Origin of the sequence: Clostridium sp. Marseille-P3244, from assembly GCF_900120155.1 — a bacterium.
Classification (GTDB): domain Bacteria; phylum Bacillota; class Clostridia; order Lachnospirales; family Lachnospiraceae; genus Mediterraneibacter.
Genome location: NZ_LT635548.1, coordinates 122,744 through 148,631, shown reverse-complemented (window position 1 = coordinate 148,631; position 25,888 = coordinate 122,744). Strand labels below are relative to the sequence as shown.

At 49.0% G+C, this 25,888-nt stretch carries 26 protein-coding genes; 24 read left to right on the top strand and 2 right to left on the bottom strand.

The window, feature by feature from the left end:
• Positions 1 to 10 precede the first annotated feature (10 nt).
• From BQ7367_RS00685 to BQ7367_RS00610, 16 genes are all read left to right on the top strand, one after another.
• Positions 11 to 772, top strand: coding sequence for an SseB family protein (locus BQ7367_RS00685; RefSeq protein ID WP_072523713.1), 762 nt, complete (start codon positions 11 to 13; stop codon positions 770 to 772).
• Complete coding sequence (locus BQ7367_RS00680) at positions 763 to 1,182, top strand: GNAT family protein (RefSeq protein WP_072523712.1); 420 nt, start codon at positions 763 to 765, stop codon at positions 1,180 to 1,182. The genes BQ7367_RS00685 and BQ7367_RS00680 overlap by 10 nt, the downstream gene beginning before the upstream one ends.
• Positions 1,183 to 1,204: 22 nt before the next feature.
• Positions 1,205 to 1,885, top strand: a complete 681-nt coding sequence (locus BQ7367_RS00675; protein WP_072523711.1) for a response regulator transcription factor — start codon at positions 1,205 to 1,207, stop codon at positions 1,883 to 1,885.
• 36 nt (positions 1,886 to 1,921) lie between these two features.
• The gene (locus BQ7367_RS00670; RefSeq protein WP_072523710.1) at positions 1,922 to 2,920 is read left to right on the top strand and encodes a sensor histidine kinase; all 999 of its coding nucleotides are present in this window, start codon (positions 1,922 to 1,924) and stop codon (positions 2,918 to 2,920) included.
• Between the two features lie 168 nt (positions 2,921 to 3,088).
• On the top strand, positions 3,089 to 3,853 hold the full coding sequence (locus BQ7367_RS00665) for an ABC transporter ATP-binding protein (RefSeq protein WP_072523709.1): 765 nt from the start codon (positions 3,089 to 3,091) through the stop codon (positions 3,851 to 3,853).
• Positions 3,850 to 5,913 (top strand): ABC transporter permease, encoded by a 2,064-nt coding sequence (locus tag BQ7367_RS00660; protein WP_072523708.1) that lies wholly within the window; start codon positions 3,850 to 3,852, stop codon positions 5,911 to 5,913. The genes BQ7367_RS00665 and BQ7367_RS00660 overlap by 4 nt, the downstream gene beginning before the upstream one ends.
• A gap of 133 nt (positions 5,914 to 6,046) precedes the next feature.
• Entirely contained in the window at positions 6,047 to 6,931 is an 885-nt protein-coding gene (locus tag BQ7367_RS00655) for a branched-chain amino acid ABC transporter permease (RefSeq protein WP_072523707.1), read from the top strand.
• Between the two features lie 9 nt (positions 6,932 to 6,940).
• The gene (locus tag BQ7367_RS00650) at positions 6,941 to 8,011 is read left to right on the top strand and encodes a branched-chain amino acid ABC transporter permease (protein ID WP_072523888.1); all 1,071 of its coding nucleotides are present in this window, start codon (positions 6,941 to 6,943) and stop codon (positions 8,009 to 8,011) included.
• Positions 8,011 to 8,769 (top strand): ABC transporter ATP-binding protein, encoded by a 759-nt coding sequence (locus BQ7367_RS00645; RefSeq protein WP_072523706.1) that lies wholly within the window; start codon positions 8,011 to 8,013, stop codon positions 8,767 to 8,769. Before BQ7367_RS00650 ends, BQ7367_RS00645 begins: the two co-directional genes overlap by 1 nt.
• Before the next feature lie 13 nt (positions 8,770 to 8,782).
• Positions 8,783 to 9,493: an ABC transporter ATP-binding protein gene (locus tag BQ7367_RS00640; RefSeq protein ID WP_072523705.1), complete on the top strand. Its 711-nt coding sequence runs from the start codon at positions 8,783 to 8,785 to the stop codon at positions 9,491 to 9,493.
• A gap of 15 nt (positions 9,494 to 9,508) precedes the next feature.
• Positions 9,509 to 10,132 carry a cytidylate kinase-like family protein gene (locus tag BQ7367_RS00635; RefSeq protein WP_072523704.1) on the top strand — a complete coding sequence of 208 codons (624 nt, stop codon included), beginning with the start codon at positions 9,509 to 9,511 and terminating at the stop codon, positions 10,130 to 10,132.
• Positions 10,133 to 10,186: 54 nt separating this feature from the next.
• A complete protein-coding gene (locus BQ7367_RS00630; RefSeq protein WP_072523703.1) occupies positions 10,187 to 10,747 on the top strand; it encodes a TetR/AcrR family transcriptional regulator C-terminal domain-containing protein in 561 nt (186 codons plus the stop codon).
• Between the two features lie 237 nt (positions 10,748 to 10,984).
• A complete protein-coding gene (gene fucO / locus BQ7367_RS00625; RefSeq protein ID WP_072523702.1) occupies positions 10,985 to 12,130 on the top strand; it encodes a lactaldehyde reductase in 1,146 nt (381 codons plus the stop codon).
• A 444-nt stretch (positions 12,131 to 12,574) separates the two neighbouring features.
• A complete protein-coding gene (gene pflB / locus BQ7367_RS00620; protein ID WP_072523701.1) occupies positions 12,575 to 14,833 on the top strand; it encodes a formate C-acetyltransferase in 2,259 nt (752 codons plus the stop codon).
• A 226-nt stretch (positions 14,834 to 15,059) separates the two neighbouring features.
• Positions 15,060 to 15,791, top strand: coding sequence for a pyruvate formate-lyase-activating protein (pflA, locus tag BQ7367_RS00615; protein WP_072523700.1), 732 nt, complete (start codon positions 15,060 to 15,062; stop codon positions 15,789 to 15,791).
• Positions 15,792 to 15,873: 82 nt separating this feature from the next.
• Positions 15,874 to 17,022, top strand: coding sequence for a DUF4317 domain-containing protein (locus tag BQ7367_RS00610; RefSeq protein WP_072523699.1), 1,149 nt, complete (start codon positions 15,874 to 15,876; stop codon positions 17,020 to 17,022).
• Positions 17,023 to 17,040: 18 nt separating this feature from the next.
• Here the strand turns inward: BQ7367_RS00610 and BQ7367_RS14685 are convergent, their stop codons facing one another.
• Positions 17,041 to 17,436 (bottom strand): DUF6198 family protein, encoded by a 396-nt coding sequence (locus BQ7367_RS14685; protein WP_235837517.1) that lies wholly within the window; start codon positions 17,434 to 17,436, stop codon positions 17,041 to 17,043.
• On the opposite strand from BQ7367_RS14685, the gene BQ7367_RS14680 reads away from it, so the two are divergent.
• Positions 17,386 to 17,538 (top strand): hypothetical protein, encoded by a 153-nt coding sequence (locus BQ7367_RS14680; protein ID WP_235837508.1) that lies wholly within the window; start codon positions 17,386 to 17,388, stop codon positions 17,536 to 17,538. The two genes, BQ7367_RS14685 and BQ7367_RS14680, sit on opposite strands and share 51 nt — an antisense overlap.
• A 148-nt stretch (positions 17,539 to 17,686) precedes the next feature.
• On the opposite strand, the gene BQ7367_RS00600 is transcribed toward BQ7367_RS14680, so the two are convergent.
• Positions 17,687 to 18,121 carry a MarR family winged helix-turn-helix transcriptional regulator gene (locus BQ7367_RS00600; RefSeq protein ID WP_072523698.1) on the bottom strand — a complete coding sequence of 145 codons (435 nt, stop codon included), beginning with the start codon at positions 18,119 to 18,121 and terminating at the stop codon, positions 17,687 to 17,689.
• 331 nt (positions 18,122 to 18,452) lie between these two features.
• Between BQ7367_RS00600 and BQ7367_RS00595 the strand changes: the two genes are divergently transcribed.
• The 7 genes from BQ7367_RS00595 (at position 18,453) to BQ7367_RS00570 (ending at position 25,870) form a co-directional block, all read left to right on the top strand.
• Complete coding sequence (locus BQ7367_RS00595; protein WP_235837507.1) at positions 18,453 to 18,893, top strand: MarR family winged helix-turn-helix transcriptional regulator; 441 nt, start codon at positions 18,453 to 18,455, stop codon at positions 18,891 to 18,893.
• A complete protein-coding gene (locus tag BQ7367_RS00590; protein WP_072523696.1) occupies positions 18,890 to 21,145 on the top strand; it encodes an ABC transporter ATP-binding protein in 2,256 nt (751 codons plus the stop codon). The genes BQ7367_RS00595 and BQ7367_RS00590 overlap by 4 nt, the downstream gene beginning before the upstream one ends.
• A complete protein-coding gene (locus BQ7367_RS00585) occupies positions 21,138 to 22,964 on the top strand; it encodes an ABC transporter ATP-binding protein (RefSeq protein WP_072523695.1) in 1,827 nt (608 codons plus the stop codon). The genes BQ7367_RS00590 and BQ7367_RS00585 overlap by 8 nt, the downstream gene beginning before the upstream one ends.
• A gap of 169 nt (positions 22,965 to 23,133) precedes the next feature.
• Positions 23,134 to 23,295, top strand: coding sequence for a hypothetical protein (locus tag BQ7367_RS14390; protein ID WP_159431600.1), 162 nt, complete (start codon positions 23,134 to 23,136; stop codon positions 23,293 to 23,295).
• Positions 23,279 to 23,758, top strand: a complete 480-nt coding sequence (locus BQ7367_RS00580) for a MarR family winged helix-turn-helix transcriptional regulator (protein ID WP_072523694.1) — start codon at positions 23,279 to 23,281, stop codon at positions 23,756 to 23,758. The genes BQ7367_RS14390 and BQ7367_RS00580 overlap by 17 nt, the downstream gene beginning before the upstream one ends.
• On the top strand, positions 23,755 to 24,597 hold the full coding sequence (gene mutM / locus BQ7367_RS00575; protein WP_235837506.1) for a bifunctional DNA-formamidopyrimidine glycosylase/DNA-(apurinic or apyrimidinic site) lyase: 843 nt from the start codon (positions 23,755 to 23,757) through the stop codon (positions 24,595 to 24,597). The genes BQ7367_RS00580 and mutM overlap by 4 nt, the downstream gene beginning before the upstream one ends.
• 88 nt (positions 24,598 to 24,685) lie before the next feature.
• Positions 24,686 to 25,870 (top strand): M50 family metallopeptidase, encoded by a 1,185-nt coding sequence (locus tag BQ7367_RS00570; protein WP_072523693.1) that lies wholly within the window; start codon positions 24,686 to 24,688, stop codon positions 25,868 to 25,870.
• Positions 25,871 to 25,888: the final 18 nt, after the last annotated feature.

Below are 25,888 nucleotides of genomic sequence, written 5' to 3'. Positions count from 1 at the left end.
GACATATAAGATGAAAAATGATAATACAACAGTGACAAAAAAGGAGACGCTGGCAGCACTGAGAAGGCCGGGAGAATTATATGCGGTCATGTCTCAGGCTACGAAGCTTCCCTTTGTCGTCTGCGATGAAGAAACGTTTGATGATGAGGTTTTTCTGTACTACAGGCTGGAAGACGCGAAAGAGAAAGCCCGGCAGCTGACCGACCGGAAGTATCCGACGGCGGTTGGAAAGCTGGAGGAAAAACAGCTTCTGGCATTCTATACAAGCCTCTATGCAATGGGCGTGAACTGTCTTGTCGTTAACAGCGGAACAGATACTCAGATCAGTGTCCAGCTTACAGACCTTGTCACCCGGAAGAAACCGGAGGATCTCCCGGAAGGAAGCATCCAGATCGAGAATCCCGAGCTCCATCTTACAGCTATATATCTGATGCAGGAGATGCGCCGGCAGAATCCCTCCCGGATAACAGAAGAGTTAAAGAATATGCAGGAAGAAATGATGGCCCATTACAGGAAAGGGACCTTTCTGGTGGTGCTGGAGGAAAACGGGCAGGTCCCTATACTGAAACAGAAGGACGGCACAATATTCCAGCCCATCTTTACTGATGTGATGGAGCTTCAGAAATTTGTCAAAGGGAAGAAAGTAAAGACAGCGGCTGTCCCGGCAGCAAAAATACCGTCTGTGCTTCCGGGAGAAGCCAGAGGAGTGGTGATCAATCCCTTCGGAGTGAATGTGCAGCTTCAGATATCGAGGAAACAACCATGTCAATAGCAGTATATATAAGAAAAGAATATTTTCGGGCGGTGGATCTTACAGATAAGAGTATGCATATCCTGGAATTCCGGTACCGTCCCGAGACTGTGGACGTGTATGAAAAAGGCTATCCTGTCTTCCATATGCAGTATTATCTTGAGAGTAAGACAAAAGCAGAGATCATAGAATTTTATCTGGAGGATTTTGCCCTGAGGGGAAAGGGTTACGGTACAGTCTGCATGAATGAGATCACGGATCAGCTGAAGAAAAAAGGGGTCACACTGATCACGGCCCCTGTGGGATATCAGCTGGCGCCGCTGGGATATACGGGGCCGGAACAGTACCAGGAGCTGATGAAGGGGTTCTATGAGAAGACCGGGTTTTCCACCAGCGGTGACGGAGATCTGGTGATGAAAATACTTGACTGAACCCGCCCGAAAAGGAGTGTTTATGTACAAGATACTTATCATCGAGGACGATCTGCCGATGGCGCAGGCGATACAGAAAGAGATGTCCATGTGGGGGAATACCGCGGAGTATGTCCGGGATTTTCAGAATGTACTCACGGTGTTTACCGAGTATGATCCGCATCTGGTCCTGATGGACATTACACTGCCGTTTTACAACGGTTACCACTGGTGCAGCGAGATCCGGAAGATATCCAATGTTCCGGTTATATTTATTTCTTCGGCAGCAGACAACATGAACATCATTATGGCTGTGAATATGGGCGGGGACGATTTTATCGCAAAGCCTTTTGATCTGAGTGTACTCACGGCAAAAGTGCAGGCCGTCCTGCGCAGGACCTATGACCTGGCGGGAAAGATCCCCGTGCTGGAACACCGGGGAGCGATCCTGAATCTGTATGACACGACACTGACCTATGAGGGAAAGAAGATCAGCCTGACGAAGAATGAATTCCGGATTCTGCAGACTCTCATGGAGAACAAAGGCAGGCTTGTGAGCAGGGACACTCTGATGACCAGGCTGTGGGAGACAGATAACTATATCGAAGAGAATACTCTGACGGTAAATATCGCAAGGCTCAGGAAGAAACTGGAACGGGCCGGGCTGACAGATTTTATCACGACAAAAGTAGGAGAAGGCTACATTATATCTGGAAACGCCTGATCAGAGTACCATTTGGCACAGGAGGATAGACATTCGGTGAAACGTTTATTCAGATATCTGTATGACTGCCGGTATGTATGGGCCTGGGGAGTGCTGTGCGCACTGTCATTCGGGGTTGTGTTTGCCCTGTACGGTATCCGTATGGAAGCGGTGTGGTATCCGCTTCTTTTATCCGGAGCCTTCGGGGCTGTATTTTTTGTTGCCGGTTTTCTGAAACATAAAAGCAAACATGAAGAGCTGCGTAATATCGATTTTACGGAAGGCGTGTTTCCGGATATCCTGGACGCGCTCCCTAAGGCGGACAGTCTGATGGAGGCGGATTATCAGGAGATGCTCGTCCAGATGGAGAAAGCGATCCGGGAAGAACGCAAGAAAAGGGAAGATGCCCGCAGGGACCTGGAAGACTACTACGCAGTCTGGGTGCATCAGATCAAAGCACCTATCGCGGTCATGAAAGTCATGCTCCAGCAGGAAGATACTCAGGAGAACCGGGAACTGGCCTCCGAACTGTTCCGGGTGGAACAGTATGCCGAAATGGCGCTGTCTTACATACGTCTGGGAGAAGGAGCGTCGGATCTGGTCATCCAGGAATATGATCTGGATGAGATCATAAGAAAAGCGGTACGAAAATACGCCGGGCAGTTCATCCGAAGGAAGCTGCGTCTTGTGTATGAAGGGACTTCCGAAAAGGTGCTGACGGATGAAAAATGGCTTTCGTTTATTATCGAACAGCTGCTGTCCAACGCGGTCAAATATACTTCCGAGGGTACCGTCACGATCACAGTAGAGAAGGGAAAACAGCTTGTGATCGCGGATACCGGGATCGGGATCGCACCAGAGGATCTTCCACGTATTTTTGAGAAGGGGTATACCGGTTATAACGGCAGGATGGATAGAAAATCTACCGGGATCGGACTGTATCTGTGCAGGAAAGCGGCTGATATGCTGGGGCATAGACTGATGGTCCGGTCAGAGCCCGGCAGGGGAAGCAGGTTTATTGTTGATCTGGAATCGTACGATCTACAGACAGAGTAGTGAAGACTTCATCTTTTGAGCATCTTACAAAAGTGTCACAAAGGACAGCTGGAATGTCACAGGATTCGATGTCGGCATTCCCGCTGTTTTTGTTATACTGAGCACAGTTCGCAAGGGATGTTCATTCTCGGCGGACGCGGACAAATACGCGTAAAGGAGGTCATATCGATGGCTGTTTTAGAGGTGAAAAATCTGAAAAAGATATACAGGACCCGGTTTGGAGGAAATCAGGTCCAGGCGCTCTCCTGTGTGAATTTTTCTGTGGAAGAGGGGGAGTATGTGGCGATCATGGGAGAAAGCGGATCTGGTAAGACAACGCTTTTGAATATCATGGCGGCACTGGATAAACCTACGGAGGGAGAAGTATATCTGGACGGAGAGCCGCTGTCTGTGATAAAGGATAAGGATATATCCGAGTTTAGGAGAGATAATCTGGGATTCGTGTTTCAGGAATTTAATCTGCTGGACACATTCAATGTCAGGGACAATATCCTGCTGCCTCTTGTGCTGAAGGGAATGGCATACCGGGAGATGGAAAGAAAACTTATGCCTGTCGCCGGAGAACTTGGGATCGCGGCCCTTCTCGACAAATATCCGTATGAGATATCCGGAGGACAAAAGCAGAGAACGGCGGTAGCAAGGGCGATCATTACGGATCCGCGGCTGATCCTGGCAGATGAGCCTACAGGAGCTCTGGATTCCCGCTCTACGGATGAACTGCTCTCCCTGTTCGCGAAAATCAATCAGAAAGGGCAGACGATCCTTATGGTGACCCATTCGGTCAAGGCAGCCAGCCGGGCGGGCAGGGTCCTGTTTATCCGGGACGGCGAGGTGTTCCACCAGGTGTACAGAGGAGCAATGACGGACGAACAGCTTTATCAGAAAATATCCGATACGCTGACAATGCTGGCGACAGGTGGTGACAGGCGATGAAGGGAGGATTTTATATACGGCTTGCCAAAGAAGGCATCCTGAAGAACCGGAAGTTTTATTTTCCTTATATCCTTACTTGCATCTGTATGATCATGATGTTCTATATCGTGGCATACCTGTCTGTCAGCGCAGATTTCCAGAATGTGCGGGGAGGGGAATCCCTGCAGGCTCTCCTTGGAGTAGGAGTGTTTGTGATCGCAGTGTTTTCGCTGATCTTTCTTTACTATACCAATTCCTTCCTGATCCGCAGACGTCAGAAAGAGTTCGGACTGTATAATATCCTGGGGATGGGGAAGCGGAACCTGGTAAAGATCCTGGTCTGGGAAAACCTGATCACGGCTGCGGTCTCACTGGCACTTGGCCTGGTGTTTGGCTTTCTGTTCGCAAAACTGGCGGAGCTGGCAGCCATGAAGCTGCTTGGAGGAGCGACGGGATTCGGCATCCACATCGCGCTGGAACCGATCATGTACACGGCGGGACTGTTCCTGGCGATCTTCTTTCTGATCATGCTGCGGGTACTCATCTCCATCTATCGGCTGCGCCCGGTGGAACTATTAAAGAGTGAGAGCGTAGGAGAGAAGCCGCCGAAAGGGAACTGGGTGCTGGCTCTGATCGGGCTGGCACTCCTTGCCGGGGCATATTATCTGGCAGTGGCAGTGATGGAGCCGCTGTCCGCGATGATGATGTTCTTTAACGCGGTGGTCATGGTCATCGTGGCTACTTACATCCTCTTTATCACGGGGTCTGTTGTACTGTGCCGGCTGCTGCAGAAGAACAGAAAGTACTATTATAAGACAAAGCATTTTGTATCGATTTCTTCCATGGCGTACCGGATGAAGCGGAACGGAGCGGGACTGGCGTCGATCTGCATCCTGTCCACCATGGTGCTGGTGACCGTGTCCTCGACGGTATGTCTGTATGCCCAGACAGGAGAAGCCGTGGAAAAAAGGTATCCTCACGATTACACGATCAGCATGGGGAATTCCATGGAAGGGCCTACCATCCAGAGGAGCGAGACAGAACCTTATATCCAGGCCATAAATGAGGTGCTCTCAGATCATGGGCAGACCGCCCAGAATGTGGAAGACTATCTGCTGTACCGGAATTATGCCATAAAGTCCGGGAATCAGCTTACCCTGAACACTTACGAGGCAGAGGCCAACGGAACGCTGGATTACTCCAAGCTGGTGGATTTCTATATGATCTGCCTGGAAGACTATAATCAGCTTTCCGGGGAAAACCGTCAGCTGAATGACAATGAAGTTCTTCTGTACACTGTCAAAATGGATTATACGGAGGATACCCTCGAAATGGAAGGGTTTGACCCGTGGAAGGTAGAAACACTGTCAGAACCCCCCTTCCAGGTGGGAATGGCAGAAGCGAATATGAACGGGAGCCTCTTTCTTGTGGTAAAGGATCTTTCCGTTATGGAACAGGCCGCTGATCATCAGCTGGCACTGGTAAAAGAGTACGGCGGCTTTATGGCCGCTATCTCGGAGGAATACTCGTTTGACATGGACTGCGACGAAGAGGAGCAGCTGGAGATCAATGACGAAATTTATGCCAGGCTGTGGCAGCTGGGGGAAGAGGGCGGCGCGGATCTGCCCAATTATTCCACAGATTCAAAGGCGCAGGGCAGGACAGATCTGGTCAGTATCAACGGCGGACTGTTTTTCCTGGGACTCCTGCTGGGAGCTGTGTTCCTGTTCGGGACTGTGCTGATCATGTACTACAAGCAGATCACGGAAGGATACGAGGATCAGGGCCGGTTCGATATCCTGATGAAAGTGGGCATGAGCCAGAAAGAGGTTAAAAAAAGCATCAACTCTCAGGTACTGACAGTGTTTTTCCTGCCTCTCATCACGGCGGGCATACACCTGGCGTTTGCGTTCCCTCTGATCTCTAAAATCCTGATGCTGCTCTCCTCCGCAGCAGAGGAGAAGACATTCCTCATCACGACGTCATGCTGCTATCTTGTGTTCGCGCTTTTTTACATGATCGTATACTGGATGACTTCCAAGAGCTATTATACGATCATAAGCACAAAGAATAAAAAGTAGAAAATAAAGGGTTTATCGGGTACACTGCAAAACAGAGTGTACTCGATTTTTTTGTTGATATAGAGATGCTTTCTGTGGTATAATTAGCTAATATCGAAACAGATAAGATAAAACAGAATGGAAGGGAATGAATATGAGCTTTATATCGTATTTGATTAACGGATTAAGCCTGGGGAGTGTGTATGCGATCATCGCTCTGGGCTATACCATGGTTTACGGTATTGCGAAGATGCTGAATTTTGCTCATGGGGATGTCATCATGGTAGGCGCCTATGCCGCTCTTCTGGCCATGACGCAGGGGGGAATGTCTCCGGTGGTGGCGGTGCTGATCGCGGTCTGTGTGTGTACTCTGCTGGGGATCGTGATCGAGCGGATCGCCTATAAACCGCTCCGCAACGCCTCTTCTTCTCTGGCAGTACTGATCACGGCTATCGGTGTCAGCTATCTGCTGCAGAACCTGGCACTGTTGTTTTTCGGACCGAGCGCGCAGACATTTCCGTCAGTGATCAAGTGGAAAGGGCTGTCTTTCGCAAATGGGACACTGACGATCTCCGGAGAAACGATCGTGACGATCATCGTCTGCCTGATCATCGTGGCGGTCCTGGTTACATTTGTGCAGAAGACGAAGCCGGGACAGGCTATGCGCGCGGTTTCAGAAGATAAAGGCGCGGCACAGCTGATGGGGATCAATGTAAACGGGACAATAGCTCTTACTTTTGCTATCGGATCCGCGCTGGCCGCGGTAGCCGGAGTGCTGCTATGTTCCGCGTACCCGAGCCTGACCCCGTATACGGGCGCTCTGCCCGGTATCAAAGCCTTTGTCGCGGCAGTATTCGGAGGGATCGGCTCTATACCGGGAGCCTTTATCGGAGGGCTGCTGCTGGGTGTGATCGAAATCTTCGGAAGGGCATATATTTCATCCCAGATGGCGGATGCTATTGTGTTCGCGGTTCTGATCATTGTACTTCTGGTAAAGCCTACAGGACTTTTAGGAAAGAAGATTCAGGAGAAAGTGTAGGTGGACGAGATGGGGAAGAAAATAAGTAAGATAAATAAAAATACAAGAAATAATCTGATCACGTACGGTATGGTGATCGCGGCGTTTGTTATAATGCAGACGCTGATCGCCACGGACAGTATCTCCAGCCTGCTGGAAGGTCTCATGGTCCCGCTGTGCGTCTACGTGATCCTGGCGGTATCTCTGAACCTTGTGGTGGGCATCCTTGGAGAGCTGAGCCTGGGACACGCCGGATTTATGTGTGTGGGTGCGTTCGCCAGCGCGTTTTTCTCGAAATGTACGCGCGACGTGATCACCATCGCCCCGCTGCGGTTTTTCCTGGCGCTTCTTATCGGGATCGCTGTGGCGGCCGTGTTCGGTATCCTGATCGGGATTCCGGTGCTGCGCCTGAAAGGAGACTATCTTGCCATCGTCACACTGGCTTTCGGTGAGATCATCAAGAATCTGGTCAATGTGCTGTTCGTGGGAAAGGACTCCAATGGATTCCATTTCTCCACAAAGGACGCGCTGTCACTGAATATGCAGCCAGACGGACAGGTGATCGTGAACGGCCCCCAGGGAATCACAGGGACGCCTCAGGATTCTACATTCCTGATCGGTTTTATCCTTGTCCTGATCACGTTGTTTATTATTATAAATCTGATCAATTCCCGGGACGGAAGAGCGATCATGGCCATCCGGGACAACCGGATCGCCGCCGAGTCCATCGGGATCAACGTGACCAAATACAAACTGATGGCATTTACGGTCTCTGCGGCTCTGGCCGGAGCTGCCGGAGTGCTGTACGCCCATAACCTGTCGACCCTGACTGCGAACACGAACAATTTCGGATACAACCAGTCGATCATGATCCTTGTATTCGTGGTGCTGGGCGGTATCGGAAATATCAGGGGATCCATCATCGCGGCAGTTATCCTGACACTGCTTCCGGAACTGCTCAGAGGCCTGTCGGACTACCGTATGCTGATATACGCTATCGTACTGATCGTTATGATGCTCTTTAACTGGGCGCCCAAAGCGATTGAGTTCAGAGAAAAATATCTCACCTTCGGGAGAAAGAAAAAGGAGGCTGTGAAATAATGGCATTACTGGATGTAAAAAATCTTGGCATTTCGTTTGGCGGTCTCCGCGCAGTGAATGCGTTTGACATATCCATCGAGAAAGAAGAACTGTACGGTCTGATCGGGCCCAACGGCGCGGGAAAGACCACGGTATTTAATCTTCTGACAGGAGTGTACCGGCCGGATTCCGGAAAAGCCGTGCTGGACGGGGTGGATATCACGGGGAAGAAGACCATCGATATCTGCAAGGCAGGAGTTGCCAGGACATTTCAGAATATCCGTCTGTTTAAGAAGCTGAGTGTGCTGGACAATGTAAAGGCCGGACTCCACAATAAACATCACTACTCCGCACTGTCAGGAATCTTCCGCCTGCCTGCCTACCGGAGAGTCGAGCGGGAAATGGACGAGCGGGCCATGGAGCTTTTGAAGGTCTTCGGGCTGGAAGAAGCGGCTCACGTGGAAGCGGACAATCTTCCCTACGGACAGCAGAGACGGCTGGAGATCGCAAGAGCGCTGGCGACAGAGCCCAAGCTTCTCCTGCTGGATGAGCCGGCTGCCGGGATGAATCCCAATGAGACAGGAGAACTTATGGAGATGATCCAGTTTGTTAGGGAGAATTTCCACATGACGATCCTTCTTATTGAACATGATATGAAGCTGGTGAGCGGCATCTGTGAAAAGCTGACTGTGCTGAATTTCGGAGAAGTGCTGGCCCAGGGAAAGACATCGGATGTCCTGAATGATCCTCAGGTCATCACAGCGTATCTCGGAGAATAGGAGGAATCTGGAAATGGCAATGCTTGAAGTGAAAGATTTGGAAGTATATTATGGCGTTATCCAGGCGATCAAGGGGATTTCTTTCGAGGTAAACCAAGGTGAAGTTATTGCCCTGATCGGAGCCAACGGCGCGGGAAAGACGACTACGCTGCACACAGTTACAGGCCTGATCTCGCCGAAGAAAGGGCAGGTCATCTTTGAGGGAAAGGATATTACGAAACTTCCCGCCCATAAGATCGTATCCATGGGGATGGCCCATGTACCGGAAGGACGGCGCGTGTTTGCGGAACTGAGTGTATATGAGAATCTGAAAATGGGAGCATATACAAGAAAGGATAAGACGGAGATCGAAGAAAGTCTTCAGAATGTCTATAAAAGATTCCCCCGTCTGGAGGAGAGGAAAAATCAGATGGCCGGGACGTTAAGTGGTGGAGAGCAGCAGATGCTGGCTATGGGGAGAGCGCTCATGTCAAAGCCCAAATTGATCCTTATGGATGAACCTTCCATGGGGCTTTCTCCGATCCTTGTAAATGAGATCTTTGATATTATCCGTTCTGTCAGTGAAAGCGGGACGACAGTGCTTCTTGTGGAACAGAACGCAAAAAAAGCTCTTGCTATCGCGGACCGGGCATATGTCCTGGAAACAGGAAATATCGTTCTTGAGGGAAGGGCAAAAGACCTTCTGGAGGATGACTCCATCAAAAAGGCTTATCTGGGAGAGTAAAGGAGGTGCATCTTTATGAAGAATATCGTGATCACCATCTCAAGGCAGTATGGAAGCGGCGGAAAGACCATCGGAGCGATGCTGGCGAAAGACCTGGGCATCAACTGTTACAGCCGGGAGATCCTTCGTATGGCATCAGATGACAGTGGGATCAATGAAGAACTTTTCGGCATGTCCGACGAGAAAATCCGGCGCGCGGGATGGTTCAGGGTCCTCAGCCGGCCTTATGACGGCGAATTGCTTCCGCCGGAGGACAAAGGATTTACGTCTGACGACAATCTTTTTAATTACCAGGCGAAGACGATCAAGGATCTGGCGTCCAAAGAGTCCTGCATCATCATCGGCAGATGCGCAGATTATATACTTAGAGACTATCCCAATGTAGTCAGTGTATTTATCCATGCGGACAGGAGGTTCTGTCTTGACCGGGCCATGGAGCGTCACAGTATGTCAGAAAAAGAGATGCAGAAATATATCGAGCGAACCGATGCGTACAGAGGAGATTTCTATCGGTACCATACAGGGCATGAGTGGGCCGACGCGAGAAATTATGATCTGTGCCTGAACAGTGGCAAGCTGGGATTTGAAAAATGCGCAGAGGAGATCAAAGCATATATTAAGGTGCGGTTTGATCAGTAGCGGGGAACGGAAAAAGGCTGTTCCCGCAGGGAAAAGACCGGGAGTGCATATTTTATGGATAGAACCCGTGACACGATGAAATACCGTCTTGCGGAAGCAATGAAGCACTGTATGAAAACTTCTCCACTTGAGAAGATCACAGTGGGCGCTGTCGTGAAACAGTGCGGAACGACCCGACAGACATTTTACCGGAATTTCAGAGATAAGTATGATCTGGTGAACTGGTATTTTGACAAGATCCTCCTGGAATCTTTTGAACATATGGGAGAGGGCAGGACCATCCGGGAAGGACTTGTAAATAAATTTTACTATATCCAAAAGGAGCAGTTGTTCTTTAAGACAGCTTTCGCCAACGATGACCAGAACAATCTGAGGGAACATGACTTTCACCTGATCCTGGAGTTCTATACTGAGCGGATCCAGGGGAAGACAGGACGAAAGATATCGGATCATCTGAAATTTCTGCTGGAGATGTACTGCCAGGGTTCTATTTATATGACAGTGCAGTGGGTGTCAGGGAAGATCAAAGGATCCCCGGAACAGATGGCGGATGCCCTGGTGGACGCCATGCCGGCAGAGCTGTCGGAAGTATTCAGAAAACTGGAACTTCTTTAAAAACACAGAGACGGTAAAAAACAGAAGCCGAAGGCATAAATATAAGAAATGAAATTAGGACTGATCTGCGGGAAATGTGACAGATCAGTCTTTTTGTAACTTTTCATTTTGTACGGCAGTGTTAAAATAGAATCAGAAAGCGGAATCCTGTTTCCGGTCTGAGGATGAATGGCCGGGCAGAACCGCCGGATTCGGTAATATCAACACTAGATCCAGTAAGAAAAGGAGACGGAAAAAATGGCAAACAGAATCATGCTCAATGAAACATCCTACCACGGGGCGGGAGCAATCCGGGAGATCGCCACAGAGGCGAAGGCAAGGGCTTACAAGAAAGCGTTCGTATGCTCAGATCCCGATCTGATCAAATTCGGTGTGACCGGAAAGGTGACTGATGTGCTGGACAAGGCGGGGCTGGCCTATGAGATTTATTCGGATATCAAGGCAAACCCGACGATCGAAAATGTGCAGCATGGCGTGGCCGCGTTCAAGGCAGCCAAGGCAGACTATATCGTAGCTATCGGAGGAGGATCTTCCATGGATACGGCGAAGGCCATCGGCATCATCATCGCCAATCCCGAGTTTGAGGATGTCAGGAGTCTGGAAGGAACTGCTCCCACGAAGAATCCTTGTGTTCCGATCATCGCAGTGCCGACCACGGCAGGCACTGCGGCGGAGGTGACCATTAATTATGTGATCACGGATGTAGAGAGAAAGAGAAAATTTGTATGCGTGGATCCGCACGACATGCCGGTGATCGCTGTTGTCGACCCGGACATGATGTCTTCCATGCCGAAGAGCCTGACGGCATCCACCGGAATGGACGCTCTGACCCATGCTATCGAGGGATATACCACAAAAGCGGCCTGGGAGATGACAGATATGTTCCATCTCAAAGCCATTGAGATTATCTCAAAATCACTGAGAGGAGCAGTCGCCAACGAGAAGGAAGGGCGCGACGGAATGGCTCTGGGGCAGTATATTGCCGGAATGGGATTTTCCAATGTGGGACTGGGAATCGCACATTCTATGGCGCATACACTGGGGGCAGTCTATGACACTCCCCACGGGGTGGCCTGTGCCATGATGCTTCCCATTGTTATGGAGTACAATGCGGACTGTACAGGGGAGAAATACCGGGAGATCGCCAGAGCAATGGGGGTAAAAGGTGTGGATGAGATGTCTGTGGATGAGTACAGGAAAGCTGCCGTGGATGCGGTGCGTCAGCTCTCTGTGGATGTAGGGATCCCGACGAAACTGGAGGCGGTAAAAGAAGAAGACCTGCAGTTCCTGGCCGAGTCTGCCCATGCGGATGCATGCGCGCCCGGCAACCCGAAAGATGCCAGCGTGGAAGATCTCAAGGATCTGTTCCGCAGGATCATGTAGGACAGAGCGGACAGCAGAGAAGCCTTTACTTTTTAAGATACAGTCAGGACAGGACCAGAATATAGCAGTACAAGAGTGATTGACGCTGCCGCAATGAGATACAGCTACTCAGAGCGGCAGCGTTTTATTTTTCCGCGGGATCACGACAGACAGAAAAAGAATATAGGGGATTGAGCAGCGACAACGGAAAAGATATGATGACGGGAGAAAAGATCGGCAGGATCTAACACAAGAAAATGTATCCTATTGATTTTTAAATACAAAATATGGTATAAATTGTATAAAATCATGTACAATACAGAATTTGAGAACAATTATCAAAATAAAGGTTGTCATTCTTTTAACATGATGGTATACTAGCGCATGGACAAGGAGGGAAGAATCTGCTTTAACCTTGTCCCGGTTGGAGTAATTCACAGATTTCATGGAGGAGGTAGTTAAAATATGGCAAAAGCAGTATTTGATCAGTGGACCGGTTTCAAGGGACATCTCTGGCAGGAAGAAGTCAACGTACGGGATTTCATCCAGCATAACTATACGCAGTATGAAGGAGATGAATCCTTTCTCGCAGGTCCCACTGAGGCAACAAATAAACTTTGGGGAGAGCTTTCCAGACTTCAGAAAGAAGAACGCGCGAAAGGCGGCGTCCTGGATATGGAGACAGAGGTGGTCTCAGGGCTGACTGCCTATGGACCCGGATATATTAATGAAGAAATGAAGGATCTGGAGCAGGTCGTAGGGCTTCAGACAGACAAACCGCTCAAGAGGGCTTTCATGCCCTATGGCGGGATCAAGATGGCAGAACAGGCCTGCACTACGTACGGATATACGCCCAGCAAAAAACTGCATGAAATCTTTACAAAATATCATAAGACCCACAATCAGGCCGTGTTTGACGTATACACTCCCGAGATGAAGAAGGCACGTCACAACAAGATCATTACGGGGCTTCCGGATACATACGGAAGGGGCCGTATCGTTGGAGACTACCGTCGTGTGGCTCTGTACGGGATTGATTTTCTGATTGAGAAGAAAGAGTCTGATTTTATTGAATATGAGAGACACGGAATGAAGGGAACGGACTTCCGTCTCCGGGAAGAGATCGCGGATCAGATCAGAGCTCTGAAAGAGATGAAAGAAATGGCGGCTGTCTACGGGTTTGATATTTCAAAACCCGCCATAAACGCAAAAGAAGCGGTGCAGTGGCTGTATTTCGGATACCTTGCGGCGATCAAGACGCAGAACGGCGCTGCCATGAGTGTCGGGCGTATCTCCACATTCCTTGATATCTATATCCAGAGAGATATGGAGAAAGGAATTCTGACAGAGGAACAGGCCCAGGAACTGATCGACCATATGGTGATGAAGTTCCGCATGGTGAAATTTGCAAGGATTCCATCTTACAATGAGCTGTTTTCCGGTGACCCGGTATGGGCAACTCTGGAGATGGCAGGGATCGGAATGGACGGACGTCACATGGTAACAAAGAATGACTACCGTTTTCTCCATACGCTGGAGAATATGGGGCCGTCACCGGAGCCGAACCTGACCGTGCTGTACTCTTCTCATCTTCCGGAGAATTTCAAAAAATACGCGGCTTACATTTCCGTTAAGACAAGTTCCATTCAGTATGAGAACGATGATGTTATGCGACCGGTATGGGGAGATGACTATTCCATCTGCTGCTGCGTGTCTGCCACACAGACCGGCAAGGAGATCCAGTTCTTTGGAGCAAGGGCAAATCTTGCGAAATGCCTTCTATACGCGATCAACGGCGGTGTTGACGAGAAGACAAAACAGCAGGTGTCGCCGCTTTACAGGCCGATCACATCGGAGTACCTTGACTATGACGAAGTGATGGAAAAATACGACCAGATGATGGAGTGGCTTTCCAAACTGTATGTGGATACGCTGAATATGATCCACTATATGCATGACAAATATTATTACGAGGCGGCAGAGATGGCTCTGATCGATACAAATGTAAGACGCACATTTGCAACAGGTATCGCAGGTTTCTCACACGTAGTTGACTCCTTAAGCGCCATCAAATACGCAAAGGTAAAAGCGATCCGTGATGAAGACGGCCTTGCCGTTGATTTTGAGACGGAGGGAGAGTTCCCCAGATATGGAAATGATGATGACCGGGCAGATGAGATCGCGGTATGGCTGCTGCGGACCTTTATGAGCAAGCTGAAAAAATGCCACACCTACAGGAATTCAGAACCCACAACATCGATCCTTACGATCACATCGAATGTGGTATACGGCAAGGCGACAGGCTCCCTTCCGGACGGAAGAAAAGCCGGTGAGCCCTTGGCGCCGGGGGCAAATCCATCTTATGGCGCAGAGAAGAACGGCCTGCTGGCATCGCTCAACTCCGTGGCGAAGCTTCCGTATGAACAGGCACTGGATGGAATCTCCAATACACAGACAATCAGCCCGGGAGCACTGGGACATGACGATGAAGAACGCACAAACAATCTGGTTCATGTGATGGACGGATACTTTGATCAGGGTGCGCACCATCTGAATGTAAATGTGTTCGGCACCGAGAAGCTGATCGATGCTATGGAACATCCGGAGAAAGAAGAGTACGCAAACTTTACGATCCGCGTATCTGGATATGCCGTGAAGTTCATCGATCTGACGAGAGAACAGCAGCTGGACGTAATCGCAAGAACATGCCACGATAGAATGTAATTGTTTCGGGGACGTAGTCAAATTGAAGTTTACTACGTCCCCTTTTAACGATAGCCCTGTCCCTTTTTTGAAGATAATACCTATTTCCCTCAAATTTGCACAAAACAGGCGGGGATTTATGCCATTCTGAATACTATATTTAGTTATTTTGACAGGGAGGGACAGGGTGAATTTTAATTTGGGACGTAGTCAAATTGAAGTTTACTACGTCCCCGAAAGGAGATTTATGCAAGGTTTTATTCATTCTACGGAAAGTTTTGGTTCTGTGGACGGACCGGGTGTTCGATTTGTTATATTTGTGGCCGGATGTCCTATGCGCTGCCAGTTCTGTCATAATCCTGATACATGGAATATGCAGGTGGGAGAAGAGAGGAGCGCCGATGAGCTTCTGGCGCAGGCGCTGCGGTATCAGTCTTACTGGAAGGATGGCGGGGGGATTACAGTGAGCGGCGGAGAACCTCTCCTGCAGATGGATTTCATGATCGAATTATTCCGGAAGGCCAAAGAGAAAGGGATTCATACGACGATCGATACGAGCGGAGCGCCATTTACAAGAGAAGAACCATTTTTCGGAAAATTTCATGAACTGATGCAGTATACGGATCTTCTGCTGGTGGACATCAAGCATATCGATGATGAACAGCACAGGATCCTGACCGGACATACAAACGAGAATATTCTGGACATGGCGAGATATTTGTCCCAGATCGGGAAACCGGTCTGGATCCGGCATGTGCTTGTACCGGCGAGAAATGATAAAGACGAGTATCTGGAGAGACTTTATGACTTTATAAAGTCACTGGATAATGTGGAGAAGGTGGAAGTCCTGCCGTATCATACATTCGGAGAATATAAATGGAAAGAGCTGGGGTATGAGTATCCTCTGGCAGGGATAGAGCCTCCGGACAGGGAACGGATCCGAAACGCGAACAGGATCCTGCATACAGGGCAGGAGTAAAAAAGAGGGCAGCTGGAGACGAAACCGGGAATTATCAGATGCCCGGCCGACAGATTACATATATAAATGAGGTATCAGGACAATGAACAAAAAAGAAATTTTGGAAATAAGAAAACAGTTTACTCCGGCAAACTGTGCCATTACGAGAATATGCGGATGCTATGTAGATCACGAGAAGACAAAGAAGATGGAGTCAAAGGACGCGTTCCTGTCGCTTCCGGAGGAGGAAGCTTTCAAATATTTTGATATTTTTAAGAAAACGCTTTCCGGGACCGTGGGGAAAAATCTTCTGAACCTGGAATTCCCGCTGGAGGCGGAGCTGCCCGGCGGAACTCAGGAATTCCTGCTGAAACTGAGGGACAGCAGGCTGGAGGATGATATGCTTCTGGAAGAGTTTTATGACAAAGTGATCGCTACATATGAATATGCAGAAAACTATTATATCATCCTGATCCACGCCCTGTATGACATTCCAGGCAGGACCTCTGACGGCATGGAAATGTTTGACGCTTCTGATGAAGTGTACGAGTATCTGCTCATGAGCATCTGTCCTGTGACGTTGTCAAAGGCCGGCCTGAGTTATAATGCGGAGGACAACCGGATCCAGGACCGGATCCGGGACTGGATCGTGGACATGCCGGATAAAGGATTTCTTTTTCCTGCTTTTAATGACCGGAGGACGGATCTGCACGGCCTTTTGTATTACACGAAGAAGTCCGAAGAGTTGCAGCCGGAAATGATCGGGCAGCTTCTGGGTGCGAAGATGCCCATGTCTGCGGACACCCAGAAGGAGACGTTCCAGATGATCATAGAAGACACGCTTGGTGTGGACGCAGATTATGAGACTGTGCGGAATATCCACGAGACACTCAATGACCTGATCGAGGAGAATAAAGAGGAGCCTGAGCCGCTCACACTGGATGCCATAGATGTGAAAAAGATTTTTGAGCAGAGCGGAGTTGACGCGGACAAGATGGAAGGATTCGAGCGCAGGTTTGAAGAGAATGCAGGAGAAAAAGCTTCCCTGATGGCGGCAAACATTGCGGAGACGAGGAAATTTAATATCGAGACTCCGGATGTGGTCATCAAAGTAAACCCGGAACGGGCCGATCTGGTGGAGACAAGGATCATCGACGGGCGGCAGTGCCTTGTGATCCCTGTAGATGATCATATTGAAGTAAATGGCATCAATGTAAAAACGATCCGGAGCCGGATGAAAACAGAAGAATGAAAAGAACCGGGTTACGATCTATTTTTTAACCGCTAGTTTCCGTATGTAAGAGATCAGAGGCAGTCTTTTATTCCACATGTTGACAAAACGTCCTACGATCAGTGCGGAAATGATCGTTCCGGGACCAAGTCCCTGGATGCGGTGAAAAAAGAGCAGGGACAACGCGCAGGCTGCAGCCATCAGAGTCACGTCGAAAATAACCTTTATTGAGCCGAATTTCCGCTTGAATGCGATGGACATGGCATTTACGATCCCTTCACCGGGAACCATCAGAACATCAGGGGCGACTTCGATGCTGATACCCAGGGATAGGACCGCGCATCCGGCAAGCAGGGAGAACAGTTGTATCGCAAAATTTGCCGGATGAAACCAGGAAAGAAGGAACATCCCCAGGTCGATGCAGGAACTGAAGATAAGATTGACTCCAATCTGAAGAAGCTGGATCGGACGGAAATTTTTCTGAGGAGCAGAGCCTGTCCAAGGATAAAGAGCAGGTTAATGAGGAACGTGATCTGACCGAAACTTAGAGGAAAGCGGAAGCTGAGCACATAGGGGACACTGGAGATAGGGGTCGTCCCCATTGCCGCCTTTGTTGTAAGCGCGATGCCAAGTGAACTCAGCAGGACACCGAAAATAAACCAGGAATATCTGACAAAGTAGTTTTTCATAATGAGCCCTCCCATTGCTGCAGATTATTTATGATTTTTTTAAATGTTTCGATAAATTTCTTTTTTTCCTTTTCCGTGATCTCTTTCCAGCCGATCCGGTCTGTTTCAGAGCCAATGCGGCATACTTTTTCTGCTGTGGCCATGCCTTTTTCAGTAAGAAAAATGCAGATACTGCGACGGTCTGTCTGATCGGTCTGTTTTTTGACGAGTCCGTGAGACTCCATTCTGGAGAGAAGGCTGGTGACTGTAGATTTGTCCAGCAGACAACCCTTTCCAATCTCTTTCTGTGTACATCCGTTATGTTCATAAAGAAACTCCAGGATTTTTGGCTGTCCCGGCATAAGATCCAGGATGCGGGTCCTTTGGGTCATGATCCTGTTGGAGTAATACTGCCCGGTCAGGAGCAGATAATGCAGGTCCTGATCATTCATAATAGTCTCCTTTTGCTTCCGGTTTCCGGAAAATAGCGGTCAAATAGTTTTAATTCAAACTATTATATTATAAAGTTAAAAATCTTCTTTTGTCAAGGAATTGATATTTTTCTGTATTTTTCGGCACATTTTTCTGATTTTCTTATGCATTTGTTATCAGTATATTTACCGTTATATATAAAATAGGATATAAAATAAATTTATGCAAAAAGTATGAAAAAAAGGTGAAATCAGGATTTCTATATTGACTTTATTGTATATTACTACTAATATATCATTTAGTTTTCTAACTAATTAATATTGCGGGAGGAAGAGGATGTTGCGTTGTGATATGAAGGAAATACCAATCCTGGGTCTTATCGGGATTGTGGCGCACCGGGCTATGAACAGTGCAAAGGGAATGTATCAGGAGTTAGATATGAATCGGAGCCAGGCGAGTGTTTTGTTTACACTGTTTCAGTGTGAGTCCATGTCCCAGAAAGAACTGGCGTCACAGCTGAATGTGACAGCTCCTTCCATTACATCTTCCATTCAGAAAATGGAGAAGGCAGGGTATATTACCCGGCGGCCGGACCTTCAGGATCAGAGGGTGATGCGGCTGACACTGACCGAGAAAGGCAGATCCTGCATCCAGTCGGTCAAAGAGGTTGCCGACCGGATGGAGCAGATATTGTTTGAAGGGATGAATCTGGAGGAAAAGCTGTTGTTCAGGAGGCTGATGCTTCAGATCAATGAAAATCTGGAAAATTATGAAAGGAAAGAAAAGGCATGAAGAATTTATTCAAATACGCGGCAGAACACTGGAAATCTCTGCTGGTGATCATTGTCGTTCTGTTTGTGCAGGCGTACTGTGACCTGTCGCTTCCTGCGTACACATCAGATATTGTCAATGTGGGAATCCAGCAGGGCGGGATTGAGGATCAGGTGCCGGAAGCGGTCTCTGCGGAAGATATGGAGAACCTGCTGCTGTTCGTCCCGGCGGATGAACAGGACACGGTCCTCAGCGCCTACGATGCAGACAACAGTACTTATGATACCGAGGCATATGTGCTGAAAAATTCTGTTTCATCGGATGAAAAAGAGCTGGAAGAGCTGGGAGACATCCTCGCATCTCCTATGATGCTGACAGCAGGGTTTGAGTCGGGCAGTGATATGACAAAACAGATAGAGGATCAGTTAAGATCCGTCCTCCCTGCACAGGCAGTGACAGAAGATATGACCGTGTTCGATATCATAAAACTGTTTCCGGAAGAGCAGAGAGATGCCCTCATACAGACAATGGAGGAGCAGATGGAGGATGTGCCGGAGACGATTCTTGAGCAGGCGGCGGTCAGTTATGTCAGGACCGCCTATGAAGATCTGGGAATGGATATGGACGCTATCCAGATCCACTATCTCCTTTCCACCGGCGGTAAGATGGTAGCTCTCGCGTTTCTGGGGATGGCGGCCAGCGTACTGGTAGGATTTATGGCTTCCCGTGTAGGAGCCGCTACAGGAAGGAATTTGAGAGGAAGGGTATTCCACAAAGTAGTGGGATTTTCCAATAATGAGTTTGATCATTTTTCTACAGCATCCCTGATCACAAGGAGTACAAATGATATCCAGCAGATTCAGCTGATTATCGTCATGCTCCTGCGGATCGTACTTTATGCGCCGATCCTTGCGATCGGAGGGATCATACAGGTGTTCCAGACCAATGTATCCATGTCCTGGATCATCGCCCTGGCGGTGATACTGATCGGTCTTGTGATCCTTGTTTTGTTCCTTGTGGCAATGCCCAAATTTAAAGTGCTGCAGACTCTGGTAGATAAGGTGAATCTGGTCATGAGGGAGATTCTTACAGGACTGCCTGTCATCCGGGCATTCAGTACAGAAAAACACGAGGAAGAGCGCTTTGATGACGCAAACCGCATGCTGACGCAAACCAATCTGTTTGTCAACCGGGCGATGACCTTTATGATGCCTGTCATGATGCTGGTTATGAACGGGATCTCTGTTCTGATCGTATGGACGGGGGCTCACGGCATCGACGAGGGGCAGATGCAGGTGGGAGATATGATGGCGTTTATCCAGTATACGATGCAGATCATCATGGGATTTCTGATGTTGTGCATGCTCTCCATCATGCTGCCGAGAGCAGCTGTAGCCGCGGACCGGGTGGAGGAAGTGCTGTCAAGCAAAACCGTTATCCACGACCCCGGGCAGCCGGAATCTTTTTCCAAAACGAAAAAAGGGCTGCTTACATTTGACCATGTTTCTTTCCGATATCCCGGAGCAGATGAGAATGTCCTGCATGACATTACATTTACAGCCAGGCCGGGGGAGACTACGGCGATCATTGGAAGTACCGGAAGCGGAAAATCCACTCTGGTGAATCTGATCCCCAGATTTTACGACGTATCCGAAGGAAGCATTACACTGGACGGAGTGGATATCCGGAATGTTACACAGCATGAACTCCGTGAGAAGCTGGGATACGTGCCTCAGAAAGGCCTCCTTTTCTCCGGAGACATCGCGTCCAATATTATGTTTGGAAATCCGGACGGAAGTGAAGAGGAAATGATCGAAGCCGCGCAGATCGCCCAGGCTACAGAATTTATTGACGCAAAGCCGGATGGATATGAAAGCCCCATTTCTCAGGGCGGTTCCAATGTGTCCGGAGGGCAGAAGCAGAGGCTTTCTATCGCAAGGGCCATTGCAAAGCACCCGGAGGTATATATTTTCGATGACAGTTTTTCTGCGCTTGACTTTAAGACGGATGTGGCTTTGAGAAGAGCGCTGAAAAAGAGGACAAAAGACAGTACAGTGCTGATCGTGGCACAGAGGATCAGTACGATCCTGAGCGCGGAACAGATCATCGTGCTGGATGACGGCCGGATTGCCGGGATCGGGACTCACAGAGAACTGCTGAAAAACTGTGAGGTATATCAGCAGATCGCTGCTTCGCAGCTGTCTGAATCCGAACTGAAGGCCGGAATGGAAGACAGCCTGTATTCAGGAAAGGAGGTGCCGGATCATGCCTAATGGTATGGGAAGACGCGGAAACGCGGCAGGAGAAAAGGCAAAGGACTTTAAGGGGACGATCAGGAAACTGATCAGATATATGAGTACTTTTAAGGTGCATATGCTGTTTGTCGCCATATTTGCGATCTGTGGAACTATATTTAATATTGTGGGACCCAAGATTCTGGGAAAAGCGACAACAGAGATCTTTAATGGTCTTGTCAGCAGAGTTTCCGGGGGAAGCGGCATGGATTTTGGAAAGATCGGAAGGATCCTTCTCATCACACTGGGACTGTATCTGATCAGCGCGCTGTGTACCTTTATACAGGGAATCATCATGACAGGTGTTTCTCAGAAGACGACTTACCGTCTGAGAAAGGAGATCTCCGAGAAGATTAACCGGATGCCGATGAACTATTTTGACACAAAACCGGTGGGTGAGGTGCTCTCTCGTGTGACCAATGATGTGGACACACTGGGACAGAGCCTGAACCAGAGCGCGACACAGATGATCACATCGGTGACGACGCTTATCGGCGTGCTGGTCATGATGCTCTCCATCAGCCCTCTGATGACGCTGGTAGCGCTGCTGATCCTGCCCATCTCGGTATTCCTTATCTCGTTTGTGATGAAACATTCACAGAAATATTTCCGGGGACAGCAGAAATATCTTGGAAATGTAAATGGACAGGTGGAAGAGATTTACAGCGGACACAATATCATCAAAGCATTCAACAAGGAAGAGGATGTGATCCGGGAATTCAATAAAACAAATGACAAACTCTACGATTCTGCCTGGAAATCTCAGTTCTTTTCCGGGATGATGATGCCGGTGATGCAGTTCATCGGGAATCTGGGATATGTAGGAGTTGCGATCCTGGGCGGTTTTCTGGCGATCCGTCAGGCCATCGAGGTGGGAGACATCCAGTCCTTTATCCAGTACGTAAGGAATTTCACCCAGCCCATCCAGCAGGTTGCCCAGGTGACCAATATGCTTCAGCTTACTGCGGCGGCATCAGAGAGGGTATTTGAGTTCCTGGATGAAGAGGAAGAAGAACAGACGGTACCGGATCCGGTTTCTACGGAAGGACTTCGGGGAGATGTGGAATTCGATCATGTCCACTTTGGTTACAATCCGGATAAGATAATTATCAATGATTTTTCTGCAAAAGTGAAAGAAGGTCAGAAGATCGCTATTGTAGGTCCCACCGGAGCCGGGAAAACGACCATGATCAAACTCCTTATGCGGTTTTACGATGTGAACAGCGGAGCCATCCGGATCGACGGACACGATATCAGAGACTTTAACCGGAGCGAACTCCGCCAGATGTTCGGCATGGTGCTCCAGGATACCTGGCTGTTCCACGGATCCATCATGGAGAATATCCGGTACGGAAGGCTGGATGCGACAGATGAAGAAGTTATTCAGGCCGCGAAGGCCGCCCATGTCCACCGTTTCGTCCAGACCCTGCCGGGCGGCTACAAAATGGAGCTGAATGAAGAAGCCAGCAATGTGTCCCAGGGACAGAAACAGCTCCTTACCATAGCCAGAGCCATCCTGGCAGATCCAAAGATCCTGATCCTGGATGAGGCCACCAGTTCCGTTGACACAAGGACTGAAGTGCTGATTCAGAAGGCCATGGATAACCTGATGAAAGGAAGGACCAGCTTCATCATAGCCCATCGTCTTTCCACGATACGCGACGCTGATCTGATCCTTGTCATGAAAGACGGCGATATCGTCGAACAGGGAACCCATGAAGAACTCCTCAAAAAAGACGGCTTCTACGCAGAGTTGTATAATTCACAATTTGAATCAACAGATCTGACGTGCGCATAAGAGAAAGCGCGGTCCTGTAAGCTTGCTTACAAAGGGCCGCGCTTTCTCTTATGCATAGGGCGGAGCCCGACAGCGAGCCGTGAGAGCGGAAGCGAAACGGCGAGCAGGAGTCAGATGTGGGAGAGTGGAGCCGTGAGAGCGGAAGCGAAACGGCGAGCAGGAGTCAGATGTGGGAGAGTGGAGCCGTGAGAGCGGAAGCGAAACGGCGAGCAGGAGTCAGATCGTCAGCTGCGGGCACATTGACAAATCTACGTTTTTTCATTACAATATAGTAAATAAATTGACCGTATATCAATGGACTAAGGCGGTGAAGTATGACAAAACAGGATAAAAAGAACGCATATCTGTACTGTAAATTTCGAGACGAGCAGTTTGCTCTCTACGACGAATATGCCAAACGCAACGGTATGATGATGAAAACGCTGCTGGTGGTAAATGTCCTCTTTTACGCAGTGGATGGAATGACACAAAAGGAAATCAGCCGGCGGACATTTCAATCCAAACAGACGGTCAATCTGATCATCAAAAACCTTCTGGCAGAAAATTATGTAACAGTTACTGAGGTGCCGGACAATAAGCGGAACAAAATCGTCCGGATGACAGACGCCGGGCGGGCATATTGCGAAAAGGCTGTCCGGCATATCACCTGGGCGGAGGATACGGCAATGTCTCTGTTTACACCGGAAGAACAGAAGCAGCTCATTGAGCTGTCCAGGACATTTACTGAAAATCTCACCAGACTGGTCAATCAGGAAACGGAGGAAATCAAAAAGCCTGCAAAGAAGGGAAGGTGAACGCAGTGCCTGAACTGCCGGAAGTTGAAACGATCAAAAGAATTGTCGAACCACAGATAAAGGGACAGGGTGTCCTCTGGACAGACGTCCGAAATGCGCAGATTGTGGCTTATCCTTCTGCGGATGAATTGCAGAGCCTGATGCTCGGGAATACAATTACCGGCATGAGCAGACGGGGGAAGTTCCTGTGCTTTTGCTTTGAGAACAAAGACCGGCTGTTTTTACATCTGCGCATGACGGGGCAGCTCCTGGTAACGCCTGCTGATTACCCGGAAGTGAAGCACACGCATTTGGTGATAAAGCTGTCCGGCGGCAGCGAAATCCGATATATTGATGTGCGGAGGTTTGGCCGGTTCTGGTACATCAGGCACGGAGAATCAGATGCTGTGACGGGGATCCAAAAACTGGGGCCGGAACCGACGGATAAAGCTCTGACCGGCGCTTATCTGAAATCGGCACTTGGGAAAAGGCAAAAGCCTGTCAAATCGATGCTTCATGAACAGAAGGTTATTGCCGGAATTGGAAATATCTACTCCGATGAAATTCTCTATTTGGCAGGTATCTATCCCGGAGAAAAATGCAGCAGTTTAACAGAAGATGACTGGCAGATATTATCGGAGAAAATACATACCGTCATTCAATGGGGAATTGATGTGAATCAGACGACGCCGGAAGAATACTTAAAAGGTCAGGGAAAAGAATATCGGAATGCTCCTTATTTGAAAGCCTATGGCCACGCAGGACAGTCGTGTGAAAAATGCGGCGCAGTGTTTGAGAGGATTATGATTGACGGCAGGAGCAGTACCTATTGCCCTAACTGTCAGAAGAAACGCCTGTGAAGACTGCATAAAAGAGCAGGCGCAATATTGTCTTTCTTTTGCGCGGCTGTTATAATGAACTGGCAGCAGTCTCCCGGATAAACAGCGGGTGCTGACTCCAGACAGAAAAGACGGTACAGAGAACTATATGCAGGAAAATACAAAGAAGAACAGCACAATAACGCGAAAGATACGAAACGTTTTCTTTCTCATCGCAGCACTTGCGGCCGGCGGAGCCGGGGGCTACGCTCTGGCTGTATATACAGATATCAGTTCCGGAGGAAAAGCCACTGTCTGGATCGTACTTTTTCGGATTATATTTATTGTTTTCTGCGTGTATATGGCTTTTTACCTGCAGGCCGCCTTCCATGAAGCAGGGCACATGATCTGCGCACTGCTGAGCGGCTACCGGTTTCTGTCATTTCGGGTAGGAAGTTTCATGTGGATAAGACAGGATGGGAGGATCCGCCTGAGACGTTTCTCTTTGGCCGGAACAGGCGGTCAGTGTCTGATGGATCCGCCGGATCTGAAGAATGGACAGGTGCCGTATATTCTTTATAATCTGGGCGGCGCCCTTGCCAATCTGATCACCAGCCTTATTTTAATCGGAGGATATCTGCTCTTCCGGGGAAACTGGTATCTGTCTGCATTTCTGCTTACCATGGCGGGTGTGGGCCTCTGGCTTGCAGCCATAAACGGGATCCCGCTGAAATTGGGCATGATGAACAACGACGGCAGAAATATTATAGATATCGGGAAAAATAAAGAAGAAATCTATGGATTCTGGGTACAGATGAAGATCGCTGTCCGGCAGACAGAAGGGGTCCGGCTGAAGGATATGCCGTGTGAGTGGTTTCAGATCCCGCCCGCAGAAGAGATCCGGTATCCCATGACGGCGGCCAGGGCCGTCTTTGCCGCTAACCGTCTAGTGGATGAACATGCCTTCACAGAGGCAGCAAAACTGATCGACCGGATCCTGCGCGCGGATGCAGATCTGATCGGCCTGTACCGGCTGCTCCTGATACCGGACCGGGTTTATTGCGAGCTGATCGGGGAGAGAAGCACAGAGATCCTGGATCGCTGGAATGACAGTCAGATGCAGAAGTTCATAAGGCAGATGAGGAATTATCCTCAGATGATACGGACAGAATATGCTTATACTCTGTTGAAGGAGCAGGACCGGGAAAAGGCAGAGAGGATCAGGCAAAAATTTGAACAAACGGCAAAATCTTATCCCTATTCTTCAGACCTTGAAAGTGAGAGGGAGCTGATAGAGATCGCGGAGACTTTATAGAAAAACAGAATGATACAG